The sequence below is a fragment of the Sphingomonas sp. R-74633 genome, from assembly GCF_013416555.1.
GTDB lineage: Bacteria > Pseudomonadota > Alphaproteobacteria > Sphingomonadales > Sphingomonadaceae > Sphingomonas.
In genome coordinates this window covers 516,788-530,375 of record NZ_JACCFG010000002.1, presented here as the reverse complement: position 1 = coordinate 530,375, position 13,588 = coordinate 516,788, and the positions used below count along the sequence as shown (strand labels likewise).

Here is a 13,588-nt window from a genome sequence, read left to right as displayed (position 1 = left end):
CATGCCGCAATTCGCCGGCCTGTGCGCGCTGCTGGTGCCGGGTCTCTGCTCGTCGGCGGCCCTCGCATCGGGCCGGCCCGACGGGCTCTCCTATGAATGCGCCGCCGATGTCGAGTTCAATCTGCCGGGCCCCTATGGCGCCGCGCCTGCCTTCAAATACCCGCTCAAGCCGAAGCGACCGACCTGGCAGTGGAAGGGCGGAAACCGCGGTTCCGAAAGCGTGCATGCGGGCGCGCGCGTCGATCCCGACGGCACCATCACCAATCTGCGCATCTACTGGATTCAGTCGGGCCGGATGGGCTGGCCGCAGGTCGGGCGCGCGGACCTCGACGACATCACGCTCCACGTCAGCTTCGGCGAGGCCTATGGCCTGCAGCGCAAGACGCCTGCACCAACGCAGTTCGATCCCGCGCTGCTTTCGGTCGAGATCGAGGCCCTGGAGACGCGGAAGATGAAGCGGCCACGGCTGCTCACGCTCCGAAAGATGATAAGCGACGGCGAACCGCCGCTCGGTGGCCTCGCCGAGATACCGGCATGGCTCCGTAGCGCGTCGATCTATCTGCGCTGGGAAGATCTGAAGGCCTTTGCCGGCGACCGCAGGAGCCTGGTCTTCTCGATCGAGGAGATCGTGTTCCGCGATCACCAATTCTACCACGACTATGTTCGTGGCGGCGCGCTCGACCTGTCGGTCATGCCGCAAGTGATCGAGCGCTTCCGTGAGGCCGAGGCGCTGGTGAAGGCCAAGGCGGCGGACCCGAAGGCGCAGTGCACCAGCATCCCGCCTGCGCTCGAACCGGAGGGCAATCCCGAAGCCGAGATCTGACCAAAGAAAACCCCGCCCGGAGCCTGTCCGGGCGGGGCCAGTTCTTCTTGTTGGTCGGATCAGCCGGCGGCGTGTCCGGCCAGTGCCGCGAGCAGCAGCAGCGCGACGATGTTGGTGATCTTGATCATCGGGTTCACCGCCGGGCCGGCAGTATCCTTATAGGGATCACCCACGGTGTCGCCGGTCACGGCCGCCTTGTGCGCATCCGATCCCTTGCCGCCGTAATTGCCGTCCTCGATATACTTTTTGGCATTGTCCCACGCGCCGCCGCCCGAGGTCATCGAGATGGCCACGAAGAGTCCGGAGACGATCACGCCGAGCAGCATCGCGCCGACGCAGGCAAAGCCCTGGCCCTGGCCCGCAACGGCGGTGATGATGAAGTAGATCGCGATGGGCGACAGCACCGGCAGCAGCGACGGGATGATCATTTCCTTGATCGCCGCCTTGGTGACGATGTCCACGGTGCGGGCATAGTCGGGCCGGCTGGTGCCCTGCATGATGCCCGGATTGTCGCGGAACTGCGCACGGACGTCCTCGACCACCGAACCCGCCGCACGGCCGACGGCGGTCATGCCGAAGGCGCCGAACAGATAGGGCAGCAAGGCGCCGAGCAGCAGGCCGACGATCACGTACGGATTGCTCAGGGAGAAATCGACCATGACGGTCGGGAAGAACTCCTTGAGGTCAGTGGTGTACGCGCCGAACAGCACGAGTGCTGCGAGCGCGGCCGAACCGATGGCATAGCCCTTGGTCACGGCCTTGGTGGTGTTGCCCACTGCGTCGAGCGCGTCGGTCTTGTGACGCACTTCGTCTTCCAGGCCGGCCATCTCGGCAATGCCGCCGGCATTGTCGGTCACCGGGCCATAGGCGTCGAGCGCGACGACCATGCCGGCCAGCGCCAGCAGCGAGGTCGCGGCGAAGGCCACGCCGATGATGCCCGCGATCTGGAAGGTCGCGATCACCGCGACGACGATGACGAGCGTCGGCAGCGCGGTCGATTCGAGGCTGATCGCCAGGCCCTGGATCACGTTGGTGCCGTGGCCGGTCACCGAAGCCTTGGCGATCGACTTGACCGGGCGATAGTTGGTGCCGGTGTAATATTCGGTGATCCACACCAGCAGGCCGGTCACCGCCAGGCCGATCATCATGCAGATGAACAGGCTGGTGCCAGTGAATTGCGGCCCGGCGGCGAGGCCGAGCGCCGCTTCGGCGGTCACGTGATCGGTCGATTCGAGGAATGCGCTCGGGTCGACCGGCAGCGCGCCGATAACGGCGTTCATGTCGCCCAGCGTGTACTGGGTGGCGAACCAGATCGCGGGAACCGAGAGGATCACCGTGGTCCAGAAGCCCTTGTAGAGCGCGCCCATGATCGACTGGCTCTTGCCCAGGCGGACCATATAGGTGCCGATGATCGAGGTGACGATGCACACGCCGCCGACGATTAGCGGCAGCGTCATCAGCGCCAGCAGCTTCTCGTCGACCAGGTTCTTCATCAGCAGCGCGATCGAGACCATGGTGAGGCCGAGCGTCACGACATAGGTTTCGAACAGATCGGCGGCCATGCCGGCGCAGTCGCCGACATTGTCGCCGACATTGTCGGCGATCACGGCGGGGTTGCGGGGGTCGTCCTCGGGGATGCCGGCCTCGACCTTGCCGACCAGGTCGGCGCCGACGTCGGCGGCCTTGGTGAAGATGCCGCCGCCGAGACGCGCGAAGATCGAGATCAGCGAGGCGCCGAAGGCGAGCGCGGTGAGCACTTCGATCACCTTGCGGCTATTGGGTGCCTCGCCGACGACGCCGACCAGGTACCAGAACAGCACCGAGATCGCGAGCAGGCCGAGGCCCGCCACCAGCATGCCGGTGATCGCGCCCGAGCGGAAGGCGAGGGTGAGGCCGCCCTGCAGCGAGCCGCGCGCGGCCTCCGCGGTGCGGACGTTCGCGCGCACCGAGATGTTCATGCCGACGAAACCGGCAACGCCCGAAAGCACTGCGCCCAGGACGAAACCGATCGTCGAGAGCGTGCCCAGCGTGAAGAACATGATCACGGCAACGATCACGCCCACGATGGCGATCGTCATATATTGCCGGCCGAGATAGGCCTTGGCGCCTTCCTGGATGGCAGCGGCGATGCTCTGCATCTTCTCGTTGCCCGCGGGCGCGCTAAGCACCTGCTGACTCGTCAACAAGCCATAAAGCACTGCGAGCACGCCGCAGGCTATGGCGATGTACACAATCGTCATGCGTTCAAGCCCTTCCCCTATTGGATATCGAGCCGCGCCGGTCTGTGTGCCGGTATTGAAAGGGCCCGGTGGGGGGAGGCTATCGAGCGCTTGGCCTTAGCGCAAGCCGCTCAGCGATGCTGGTAGCCCAAGGGGAAATCGGGGGCGGCGCCATCGAGCAGCAGCGGCACCGCGCCGCGCTCCGTCATATGGCCGATCCGCGCGGCCGCCACCGGCGGCGTGAAATCGGCGGGTGCGGCGAACAGCAGCTCATAATCGTCGCCCCAGGTGACCGCGCGCAGCGGATCGGCACCGGCGGCGATGGGCACGTCCGCAAGCCGGATCTCGGCGGTGCAGCCGCTCGCCTCCGCCATGCGGCTGGCGTCGAGCAACAGCCCGTCCGAGACGTCCATCATCGCGTGGACATGCGCGGCGAGTGCGCGGCCGTCGCTCAGGCGGGGGCGGGGGCGCAGATAGGCAGTGCCGGTGCCGGCCTCGAAGCCGAGCATCGCCGCACCCATCGGGCCGGTGACCCATAGCGCGTCGCCGGGCCGCGCGCCGTCGCGCCGCGGCACTCGCGGACTGGTGGCGCGGCCGATCGCCGTGCAGCCGAAAGTCGCCGGGGAAACCGAGATCGTGTCGCCGCCGAGCAGCGGCACGTCATATTCGGTAAGGACCGCGCGCAGCCCCTCGACGAAGCGCTCGGCGCGCTCGACCAGCACCGCGCCGATCAGCACCCCCAGCGGCTCGGCGCCCTTGGCGGCGAGGTCCGACAGGTTCACCGCGACGAGCTTCCAGGCAATGTCGAACGGGTCGGTGCCGGGGCGGTAATGCACGCCCTCGGCAATCGCATCATGGGTGAGGACCAGCCGCTCGCCGCCGACCTCCATCACCGCCGTATCGTCGCGCAGCCCCTCCGCCCCGGGATGGAGCGGCAGGGTGCGCAATGCAGCGATGAACTGGGCTTCGTTCAGGCGCGGACTTCCTTGGCCACGGCGTCGAGAATGCCGTTGACGAAGCCCTTTTCGCGGCGGTCGTAGAACGCGTCGGTCACGTCGAGATATTCGCTGATCGCCGCGCCGACCGGCACGTCCTTGCGCGCCATCAGCTCATAGGTGCCGGCGCGCAGGATCTGGCGCATCGGCTTGTCGAGCCGCTCCATGCTCCAGTCGGCGGCCAGCTTCGAGGCGATGATCCGGTCGATTTCCTCGACGCGCTCATGCACGCCGACGACGATATCGTCGAAGAAATTGATGTCCGCCTCGGCATATTCCACCTCTTCGATGGTCGCGCCCAGGCGGTGCTGGTGGAATTCGTGGAGCAGCGCCGGGATCGAAGGCTTCTCCATCTCGAGCTGATAGAGCGCCTGCACGGCGGCGAGGCGCGCGGCTGCGCGCGCCTTGGAACGGGACTTTGCGGTAGGGCTAGGCATGGCGCGCAGATAGGCGTGTGCGCCGCCAAAGGCAAAGGGCCAAAGGGAAAGGGGGTATTCCCCTAGTCGCGCGGCCAGCTCCGCAGCGGCGTGCGGGCGGCATATTCGCTGCTCTCCGCATTGCCCTTCTCGACCTCGATGACGTGTTCCGGGCCGAACGGCAGCTCGGTGCCGAGCCAGAATTCGTCATTCTCGTCGATGTCGGGCTCGTTATCGAGCAGCCCGAAATAGCCGCCGTCCGCGGCCTCGCGCACCACCACCCACATCCGGTCGGTGATCGGCTCCTCGTCTTCCTCGACAGCGATCACGAAGATCAGCTTAGCGAAGTCGCCGGGCTTGAGGCCGGTGCGCGCCGCTTCGTCGGGAATCTCGAAGGTTTCGGAATCGAGCGCGTGATATTCCGCCGCGCTGCCCAGGCACCAGCCGTCGTCGTCGAGATCGGGAATGCGCATCAGATGCTCCTCAACCGGATCGCGACCGATTCCGCATGCGCCGGCAGCCCCTCGGCATTGGCGAGCGCGACTGCGGCGGGGCCGATCGCGGCGAGCCCCTCCTCGTCGAGCGACAGGAAGCTTGTCCGCTTCATGAAATCGAGCACCGACAGGCCCGAGGCGAAACGCGCCCGGCGGCCGGTCGGCAGCACATGGTTCGGCCCCGCGACATAATCGCCCACCGCCTCGGGCGTGTAGCGGCCGATGAATACCGATCCGGCATGGCGCACCATGTCGAACAGCCCCTCGGCGCGGTCGCAGGCGAGTTCGAGATGCTCGGGCGCCAGCCGATCAACCAACGGCATCGCGGCGACGAGGTCGGACACGACGATGATCGCGCCATTGGCGTCCCAGCTTGCCCGCGCGGTCTTCTCGGTGGCGAGCTGTGCCAGCGCGCGCTCGACGGCCTCGGCGACCTGGTCGGCGAACGCCGCATCGTCGGTGAACAGGATCGACTGGCTGGTCGGGTCGTGCTCGGCCTGGCTGAGCAGGTCGGCGGCGATCCAGTCGGGGTCGTTCTTGCTGTCCGCGACCACGACGATCTCGCTCGGCCCGGCGACCATGTCGATCCCGACCACGCCGTAGAGCTGGCGCTTGGCCTCGGCGACCCAGGCATTGCCGGGGCCGGTGATCACATCGACCGGCGCGATCTTCTCGGTGCCATAGGCCAGCGCCGCGATCGCCTGCGCCCCGCCGACACGCCAGATCTCGTCGACGCCGGCGAGATGCGCGGCAGCGAGCACCAGCGGGTTGATCTCGCCGTTCGGCGTCGGCGTGACCATCACCAGCCGGCCGACCCCTGCGGCGCGCGCCGGCAGCGCGTTCATCAGCACCGAGCTGGGATAGGCGGCCCGCCCGCCGGGCACATAGACGCCCGCCGCATCCACTGCCCGCCACCGCGCGCCAAGACGGATGCCCTGGGCGTCGATCTCGTCGCGATCCTCGAGCTTCTGCTTGGCATGGTAGGTGGCGATCCGCTCGGCGGCCAGTTCGAGCGCGTCGCGCAGCTCGGGCGTCAGGCCTTGCCAGGCAGCGAGGCAATCGGCGCGGTCGATCTTCCAGCCTTGGGCATCGAGGTCGAACTTGTCGAAGCGCTGGGTAAGGTCCTTGACCGCCGCATCGCCCTCGCTGCGCACCCGGGCGATCATCGCGGTCACGTCGCGCGCGACATCCTCGTCGGCCTCGCGGCGCGCGTTGACCAGTTCGGTGAACGCCGCGGCGAAGCCTGTATCGCTGGCGTTCAGCCGGATCATTCGGCGACCGCCTTGCGGAACTTGTCGACCAGCGGGACGACTTCGGTGGCGCGCGTCTTGAACGCCGCGCGGTTGACGATCAGCCGGCTGCTGACCTCGGCGATCACTTCGACCTCGACCAGCCCGTTCTCCTTGAGCGTGCGGCCCGAGGAGACGAGGTCGACGATGCGCGGTGCCAGCCCCAGCACGGGGGCCAGCTCCATCGCGCCGTTGAGCTTGATGCACTCGGCCTGCACGCCGCGCGCCTCGAAATGGGCGCGGGTGATGTGCGGGTATTTGGTCGCGACGCGGACATGGCTCCAGCCGCGCGGATCGTCCTGGCTCGCCAGGTCCGCCGGCTCGGCGACCGAGATGCGGCAATGGCCGATCCCCAGGTCGACCGGCGCGTAGAGCTCCGAATAGTCGAACTCGGCGAGCACGTCCGACCCAACGATGCCGAGCTGCGCGGCGCCGTGCGCGACGAAGGTCGCCACGTCGAACGCGCGCACCCGGATCAGGTCGATCGCCGGCGTGTTGGTCTTGAAGCGCAGCGCCCGCGAACTCTCGTTCGCGAAGTCGGGCTCGGGGATGATGCCGACGCGCGCAAGCAGCGGCAGCGCCTCGTCGAGGATGCGTCCCTTGGGGACGGCAAGGATCAGCGGTTCGGTCATCGAAGCCGGGGCTTTACTCGGGGCACCCTCAGGGCGCAACAGACCGGCCGAGGAGCTATTCTTGTGGCCAGTGAAGAGACCAATCGCGGCGCGTTCCGGATCCAGGAATTCTACTGCCGCAAGATGGACGCGCTCATCTATGCCGATATCTGCGCGGCGATCGCCGAGAGGCTCGACCGCGGCAGCGAGACCGGGCGCCGCGTGCTCGACTGGCCGGGCGAGCCGACTCGCGACGCGCTGCCGCTGCGGCTGATCGGCGGGCTCCACGCGCTGGTGCTGGCGGACGCCGATGCCGAGCTGGGGGAAATCTTCGCGGGACAGGTCAGCGCCGAAGCGCTCAACCGCGTGCTCGCCCGCAACGACGCGGCGTTGCTCCCTTGGCTCGACGGTCCGCCCCAGACCAACGAGCCCGGCCGCTCGGGGGCGCTGATCGTCGGGCTGATCGAAGTCGCACGCCGGCTCGGGCCCAAGCTGGAGATCCTCGAGATCGGATCGAGTGGCGGTCTCAACCTGTTGATCGACCGCTATCGCTTCGATCTGGGCGGCGCGATGCTCGGCCCGGCGGACTCGCCCGTCACCATCGCGCCTGCCTGGCTCGGCGATCCCCCCGAATTGCCGCCACTCGAGATCGTCTCGACGCGGGGCTGTGACGTGCAGCCGCTCGACGTCACCGATCCCGCCGTCGAGGCCCGCCTGTCCGCCTATGTCTGGGCCGAGACGCCGATGCGGCTCGAACGGCTGAAACGCGCCATAGCGATGATCCGTGAAAAAGGCGTTGACCTCGAACGCGCCGATGCCGCCGACTGGGTCGAGGCGCGCCTCGCCGAACCGCAGGCCGAGGGCGTGACACGGGTGCTGATGCACTCGGTCGTCTGGCAATATGTCCCCGATGCCAGCACCGCGCGCATCCGCGTCGCGATGGAGGCCGCCGGTGCGCAGGCGACGCCCGAACGCCCGCTTGCCTGGGTGGCGATGGAGCCTGACCGGGCGCTCGGCGAGCAAGTCGTGAGCGTACGGACCTGGCCCGATGGCGGCCCGCGCATCGTCGTCGCCACTGCCCATGCACATGCCGCCTGGGTCCGCCCGGGCGAGGAACGCAGCAGCGAACAGGGCATCCTGCTCGACGCGGCGGCGGAGGTGCGGCTGTAAAACTGATTGCTAGGCGAGCCACTCCAGGATCGCCTCGGTCACCAGCTCGGGCTTTTGCCAGGGCACGAAATGGCCGGCGCTGGCGATGCGCACCAAGGTCAGGTCGGGCACCAGCGCCTCGAGCCCGTCGAGCTGGCTGGGGAGCAAAGCGCTGTCCTGCATCGCCCAGATCACCAGGGTCGGCTGGGTGATCGGCGGGAAGGGCGCGTCGAGCCAGACGGGGCGGGCGGGTGTCTCCTCCGGCCCGGGCACCAGGATCGCGCTGGCGCGGTACCAGTTGAGCATCGCGGTCATCGCGCCGGGCTGGCCCCATTCGGCGAGATAGGCGGGCTTTTCCGGTGCGAGCAGCGCGGCGTCGGCATGTTTGGCGAAGCTGGTGTCGAAAAAGGTCTCCAGCCCGATCCGGTCGATGAACTTCTCGAAATCCAGGTTGCGGAACGCCGTGATATACTGGCTCGCTTCGCGCTGGGCGGGATCGTCGAACAGGCTGCGCTGGAAGACGAGCGGGTGCGGCGCGTTGACGATGATCAGCCGCGTGATCCGCTGCGGATTCTGCAGCGCCGCCATCCAGGCGATCGCGCCGCCCCAGTCATGCCCAACCAAGGTGAACGGCCCGATGCCGAGATGGTCGGCAAGCGCGAGCAGGTCCTCCACCGGCTTGTCGGGCGTGTAGTTCGCCACGCCCTCGGGCCTGGACGAGCCGCCGAACCCGCGCTGGTCGGGCGCGATGACATAATAGTCGCGGGCGAGCACCGGGATCTGGTGGCGCCAGGTGCGATGCGATTCGGGAAAGCCGTGGAGCAGGATGATCGGCGGGTTCGCCGGATCGCCCGCGATCGCCACGTTCAGCTCGACGCCCGTGGGCAATGCGATCCGCTGGAGTTCGAAGTCCGCCATGTCGCCTCTCCTGTTTTGCGGGAGGCTAGAGGGCGCGGTGCCAATCCTCAACCGTCATACCCGCCTGCGCGGCGATGACGGCTATGGAGATGGGGGAAGCGGCCGCTTGCCCTTGGTCCGGCTGGTCAGATGATACTGAAAGCACCGGTCGCAGCGATAGGGCCGCAGCTCCCAGCCGCTCTTCGCGATCGCCGCCAGCGCCGCCTCCCGCGAGGGATAGCGTGCCTTGCGGCGGCAGACGCTGAGCTTGGTGCTAGGGATAGCTCACCGTCTTGGGCACTTCGGGGATCGGGATGAATTCCTTGTCGTCGCCCGGCACCGTGGGGAAGTTGCCGGCCTTCCAGTCTTCCTTGGCCTGGTTGATCCGGTCGCGGCTCGACGAGACGAAGTTCCACCAGACGTGGCGCGGCGTCGCGAAATCCTCGCCGCCGCACAAAGCCACCCGGCCGCCGCTGCCCGAGCGCAGGATCGCCGTGATGCCCGGGCGCAATATGTAGAGCGTCGCGACTTCCATCTCGATCCCGTCGATGCTGGCATCGCCGTACGCGAGATAGATTGCGCGTTCGGTCGCGGACGGATCGATCGGCACTGCGCCGCCCGCTTCCAGCTCGATATCGGCATAGATGGTCTGGGCATAGGTCGTGGTCGGCGCCTTCACGCCCCACAGCTCGCCCATGATCACCCGGCAGCGCGCGCCCATGTCCTCGACGATCGGCAGGTCGGCCGCGGCGACATGCTCGAACGCCGGGTTCATCTCTTCCATCGCTTCGGGCAGCGCCAGCCAGGTCTGGATGCCCGAAAGCTCCGGCCCCTTGGCGCGCTCGGCGCTCGGCGAGCGCTCGGAATGGACGATGCCGTGGCCCGCGGTCATCAGGTTGACCGCGCCGGGCTCGATCGTCGCGAAGGTGCCGAGCGAGTCGCGATGGTCGATCGCGCCGGCATAGAGATAGGTCACCGTCGCCAGGTTGATATGCGGGTGCGGGCGCACATCGATGCCGGTGCCGACGGTCAGCCGCGCCGGGCCCATCTGGTCGAAGAAGATGAACGGCCCGACCATCGTGCGCGGCTTGGACGGCAGCGTGCGGTGGACCTTGAAGCCGCCCAAATCATGGGTGGTCGGCGTAATGATCTGGGTGAAAAGCTCGTCGGTCATGTCTGCCCTCTCGTCCCGCACTGCATAGCCCGCGGCACCTGGCGCGGACAGCTACAGTTTGGAAACCTACCCTTTCGGGTCAGGCGGCATCGAGCTCCGGATAGTGGCGGAAGATGCCCTGGGTGTTGAAGGCGATTCGCCGCTCGCTGTCGAGATAGGCCTTGATCCCCGGCAGCGCGGCGACGCGGTCACGGATTGCAACGAGCTTGGGATAATCGCCCTCGATCGCCGCCATCCGGCTGGGGAACATGTAGCGCAGCCCCTCGATCAGCTGGAAGATCGAGGTGTCGCCATAGCTCCAGCGATTGCCCGCGAGCCATTCGCCGGCGACCGAGCGCTCGAACCAGCCGAGGAATTTGGGCATGCGCTTCTCGCGAAATTCCTCGGCGAACCGCTTCGCTTCGGCCTTCTGGTCCTCGTAGTAAAGCGCGACGCCGACCGGGTGGTGGACCTGGTGCACCTCGGCGACGAAATCGGTGACGGTCAGCTGGACTTCGTGCAGCCAGTAGCGCGTCACGACATCGTCGGGCGCCAGCCCGTGGCGGTCGCCCAGCCAGAGCAGGATATTGGCAACCTGCGCGATCACGCATTGTCCGGTGTCGAGATAGGGCGGAGCGAAGGGCGGGCGATCGTCGCGCGCCTTCATGTCCGCGATCAGCGCGTCGCTGCCCTTCTCACGGGCAACATCGACATAAGGGATCCCGGCGGCTTCCATGGCCAGCCGGACGAATTCGCCCCGGCCCTGGATTTCCGCCCAGTACCAGAGCTTGTACGGCATCATCCCTCTCCCGGTGCGCGGGCCCGAATCGCCAGCGCGTGGATGCGGTGGACGAGAAGGTCGGCAAGTGCGGTGTTGATCATTCGCTGGCGCTGAACGCGCGACTGGCCCTGAAAGGCCCCGCTTTCCACCACAACGGTCCAGTGCGATTCGCCCGTGCCGTCATCGCCGAGATGGCCGCTATGCAGGTGGCTGTCGTTGATCACCTCGAGGTGCGCCGGAGCGAGCGCGGCGATGAGACGGGCGGTGATGATATCGGCGAGTCCGCCGCTGGCAGTGTCGGTCATCGCGCTTATATAGCGCGTTTGTTCAACGGAGGTACCGTGGCCGAAAGCCACCCGAAGAAAGATCGGCCCAATGCGCGTTTCCATGGCCGGGTGGAGGCGACGGGCAGGCTATGCGCCGAGCCGGGCTGCAACGAGCCGGGCGAGTTCCGCGCGCCGATGGGCCATACCCGCGGCGGCTATGACGGGCCGGGCGAGTTTCGCTGGCTGTGCCTCGATCACGTCCGCGCGTTCAACTCGGGCTATAACTTCTTCCAGGGCATGAGCCCCGACGAGATCCACGACGCCCAGCGGCCCTATGCCGGCTGGGAGCGCGAGACGCGTGCGTTCAACGCCACCGGCGGCGCCGACCGCCCGCCGCGCTGGGCCGATTTCGCCGACCCGCTCGATGCGATCGGCGCACGGTTTCGGGACCGCATGAAGGACCGCGCCGAGCGCAAAGACGGCAAGCCGCTCTCGGGCCTCGACCGCGAGTCACTGAAGGTCCTCGACCTCGAGATCGACGCCGACCGCAGCGCGCTGCGCAAACGCTATTCGGAGCTGGTGCGGAAGTACCACCCCGACCGCAACGGCGGCGACCGCAGCCATGAGACGCGGCTCCAGCGGGTGATCGAGGCCTATCAACACCTCCGGGCGTCCCCCGCGTTCGTCTAGTCGGTCGGCCGCGTGTTGACCGCGAGCTGGTCGGCAAAGGCGCGCTGATAGGCCGGGCGCGCCTCGCCGCGCGCCACATAGGCGGCGAGGTTCGGAAACTCGTCGAGAATGCCCGAGGGCCGCGTGCGCAGCAGCACCGAGATCATCATCAGGTCGCCCGCGCTGAACTCGCCGTCGAGCCACTCGCTGTCGCCAAGTCGTGCGGCGAGCTGCTTCAGGCGAGCGCGAATGCGGTCCATCACCAGCGGCATGCGTTCCTCGGCCCAGGGCTTGTCGCCCTCGATGAAGCGCACGGTGATGAGTTCGAGGACCGGCGGCTCGACGCTGCTGAGCGCCGCGAACATCCAGGTGATCGCGCGCGCCCGCGCGTCGGGATCTCCGGGCAGCAGCCCCGGAAAGCGATCGGCGAGGTGGAAGACGATCGCGCCCGTTTCGAACAGCGCGAGATCGCCTTCCTCATAGGTCGGGATCTGGCCGAAGGGATGGACCGCCAGATGCGCCGGCTGCTTGAGCTCGGGAAAGGTGACGAGCCGGACGTCATAGTCCTGGCCCGCCTCCTCCAGCGCCCAGCGCACGCGCGTATCGCGCGCCAGGCCCTTGCCGCCATCGGGGGAGCGATCGAAGGCGGTGATCGTGATCGTCACGTCGATCAGCTTTTGTTCGGCGAAACGAGGCCGCAGCTCACGCCCTCGGGGTCGGCGATGTTGATCACCCATTCGCCGCCGGGCACCTGGTGCGGGCCCCACACGACCTTGCCGCCGCCGGCTTCCACCTTCGCCTGCGCCTCGGTGATGTCGGGCACGCGGAAGTAGAAACCCCAGGCCGGCTTGCCGCCGGGCTCGCCGCGCATGACCGCACCCATCGCCTCGCCCTTGGTGTCGCCGTTGGCGATGAAGCTGTATTCGCCCATCTCGCCCATATCCATGCCGCCGACCTTCTCGATGCCGAAAAGCTTGCCGTAGAAATCGAGCGCGGCGGCATCGTCGGTGGTGCGCAGCTCGTTCCAGCTGACATGACCAAAGCCCATCCGCTGATAGGCGGTGCTGTCGCGCCCTTCGGTGGCGCCGCGCATCACGTAGAAGGGCACGCCCTGCGGATCGCTGACCATCGCCAGCCGGCCGACATCGGGAATGTCGAAGGCAGGGAGATGCACCTGCCCGCCGGCCTCGACCACCGCCGCGACCGAGGCATCGACGTCATCGACCCCGATATAGCCGAGCCAGGTCGGCTGCGCGCCGCCGGCCAGCATGTCGGCGCTCAGCTGCATCAGCCCGCCCGCCGCGCCGTCCGCCGCGTTGATCATGCGATAGTCCATGCCGCCCGGCGCGGGCTGGGCGTCGATGTTCCAGCCGCACACTGCGTCGTAGAACGTCTTGGCCTTGCCTGCGTCCTTGGTCAGCAGCTCGTACCAGATCCAGCTTCCATGCGCGTTCATTTGGCTTCTCCCGTATCGAGGATCGGCTCGAAGCCGCCCCAGAACATGCGCTTGCCGTCGAAGGGGGACTCGCCGTCGGGCTGCATCCGCTCGTCCTGCATCAGCTTCGCCCAGCCGGCATCGCGCGTCGCCTTGTCGGGCCACAGCACCCAGGAAAAAACGATCGTCTCGCCTTCCTCGGCCTTGGTCGCCATGTAGAAGTCGGTGAGCTTGCCGCGGGGCACGTCGTCGCCCCAACCTTCCATCACCCTCAGCGCGCCGCACTCGGTGAAGATCGGCGCGACCTTCTCGGCCATCTTGCGATAGGCTTCCTTGTTGCCCTCGGGGATCGCGAGCACATAACCGTCCATATACGCCATTTCGGTTCTCC

At 67.5% G+C, this 13,588-nt stretch carries 16 protein-coding genes; 3 read left to right on the top strand and 13 right to left on the bottom strand.

Features of this window, described 5'->3' with window-relative positions; genetic code table 11:
• The first annotated feature begins 1 nt into the window (after position 1).
• Positions 2 to 823, top strand: a complete 822-nt coding sequence (locus HZY97_RS08650; RefSeq protein ID WP_180142591.1) for a hypothetical protein — start codon at positions 2 to 4, stop codon at positions 821 to 823.
• A gap of 59 nt (positions 824 to 882) precedes the next feature.
• On the opposite strand, the gene HZY97_RS08645 is transcribed toward HZY97_RS08650, so the two are convergent.
• From HZY97_RS08645 to hisG, 6 genes are all read right to left on the bottom strand, one after another.
• On the bottom strand, positions 883 to 3,063 hold the full coding sequence (locus tag HZY97_RS08645) for a sodium-translocating pyrophosphatase (protein WP_180142589.1): 2,181 nt from the start codon (positions 3,061 to 3,063) through the stop codon (positions 883 to 885).
• Between the two features lie 110 nt (positions 3,064 to 3,173).
• Positions 3,174 to 3,989: a thiamine-phosphate kinase gene (gene thiL, locus HZY97_RS08640; RefSeq protein ID WP_257214962.1), complete on the bottom strand. Its 816-nt coding sequence runs from the start codon at positions 3,987 to 3,989 to the stop codon at positions 3,174 to 3,176.
• Positions 3,990 to 4,012: 23 nt separating this feature from the next.
• Complete coding sequence (gene nusB, locus HZY97_RS08635; protein ID WP_180142587.1) at positions 4,013 to 4,474, bottom strand: transcription antitermination factor NusB; 462 nt, start codon at positions 4,472 to 4,474, stop codon at positions 4,013 to 4,015.
• A gap of 62 nt (positions 4,475 to 4,536) precedes the next feature.
• Positions 4,537 to 4,926, bottom strand: a complete 390-nt coding sequence (locus HZY97_RS08630) for a DUF2314 domain-containing protein (RefSeq protein WP_180142585.1) — start codon at positions 4,924 to 4,926, stop codon at positions 4,537 to 4,539.
• Positions 4,926 to 6,218 carry a histidinol dehydrogenase gene (hisD, locus tag HZY97_RS08625; RefSeq protein ID WP_180142583.1) on the bottom strand — a complete coding sequence of 431 codons (1,293 nt, stop codon included), beginning with the start codon at positions 6,216 to 6,218 and terminating at the stop codon, positions 4,926 to 4,928. Before hisD ends, HZY97_RS08630 begins: the two co-directional genes overlap by 1 nt.
• Positions 6,215 to 6,868, bottom strand: a complete 654-nt coding sequence (gene hisG, locus HZY97_RS08620; protein ID WP_180142581.1) for an ATP phosphoribosyltransferase — start codon at positions 6,866 to 6,868, stop codon at positions 6,215 to 6,217. Before hisG ends, hisD begins: the two co-directional genes overlap by 4 nt.
• Positions 6,869 to 6,931: 63 nt before the next feature.
• Here hisG and HZY97_RS08615 point away from each other — a divergent pair, with 63 nt between their 5' ends.
• Positions 6,932 to 8,017 (top strand): DUF2332 family protein, encoded by a 1,086-nt coding sequence (locus HZY97_RS08615; RefSeq protein WP_180142579.1) that lies wholly within the window; start codon positions 6,932 to 6,934, stop codon positions 8,015 to 8,017.
• A gap of 9 nt (positions 8,018 to 8,026) precedes the next feature.
• Here the strand turns inward: HZY97_RS08615 and HZY97_RS08610 are convergent, their stop codons facing one another.
• The 4 genes from HZY97_RS08610 to HZY97_RS08595 all read right to left on the bottom strand — a co-directional run bounded on the left by HZY97_RS08610 (position 8,027) and on the right by HZY97_RS08595 (position 11,132).
• A complete protein-coding gene (locus HZY97_RS08610) occupies positions 8,027 to 8,914 on the bottom strand; it encodes an alpha/beta fold hydrolase (protein ID WP_180142577.1) in 888 nt (295 codons plus the stop codon).
• A 253-nt stretch (positions 8,915 to 9,167) separates the two neighbouring features.
• Complete coding sequence (locus HZY97_RS08605) at positions 9,168 to 10,067, bottom strand: pirin family protein (RefSeq protein ID WP_180142575.1); 900 nt, start codon at positions 10,065 to 10,067, stop codon at positions 9,168 to 9,170.
• Between the two features lie 79 nt (positions 10,068 to 10,146).
• Positions 10,147 to 10,845: a glutathione S-transferase gene (locus HZY97_RS08600; RefSeq protein WP_180142573.1), complete on the bottom strand. Its 699-nt coding sequence runs from the start codon at positions 10,843 to 10,845 to the stop codon at positions 10,147 to 10,149.
• Positions 10,845 to 11,132 (bottom strand): BolA family transcriptional regulator, encoded by a 288-nt coding sequence (locus HZY97_RS08595; protein WP_180142572.1) that lies wholly within the window; start codon positions 11,130 to 11,132, stop codon positions 10,845 to 10,847. Before HZY97_RS08595 ends, HZY97_RS08600 begins: the two co-directional genes overlap by 1 nt.
• A 36-nt stretch (positions 11,133 to 11,168) precedes the next feature.
• On the opposite strand from HZY97_RS08595, the gene HZY97_RS08590 reads away from it, so the two are divergent.
• Positions 11,169 to 11,783: a J domain-containing protein gene (locus HZY97_RS08590; protein ID WP_373684324.1), complete on the top strand. Its 615-nt coding sequence runs from the start codon at positions 11,169 to 11,171 to the stop codon at positions 11,781 to 11,783.
• Here HZY97_RS08590 and HZY97_RS08585 read toward each other — a convergent pair.
• The 3 genes from HZY97_RS08585 to HZY97_RS08575 are packed head-to-tail and all read right to left on the bottom strand — an operon-like array spanning position 11,780 to position 13,577.
• A complete protein-coding gene (locus tag HZY97_RS08585; RefSeq protein ID WP_180142570.1) occupies positions 11,780 to 12,427 on the bottom strand; it encodes a glutathione S-transferase family protein in 648 nt (215 codons plus the stop codon). The genes HZY97_RS08590 and HZY97_RS08585 overlap by 4 nt on opposite strands.
• 5 nt (positions 12,428 to 12,432) lie before the next feature.
• Positions 12,433 to 13,218: a VOC family protein gene (locus HZY97_RS08580; protein WP_180142568.1), complete on the bottom strand. Its 786-nt coding sequence runs from the start codon at positions 13,216 to 13,218 to the stop codon at positions 12,433 to 12,435.
• Positions 13,215 to 13,577 carry a DUF1428 domain-containing protein gene (locus HZY97_RS08575; protein WP_180142566.1) on the bottom strand — a complete coding sequence of 121 codons (363 nt, stop codon included), beginning with the start codon at positions 13,575 to 13,577 and terminating at the stop codon, positions 13,215 to 13,217. Before HZY97_RS08575 ends, HZY97_RS08580 begins: the two co-directional genes overlap by 4 nt.
• Between the last annotated feature and the right edge of the window lie 11 nt (positions 13,578 to 13,588).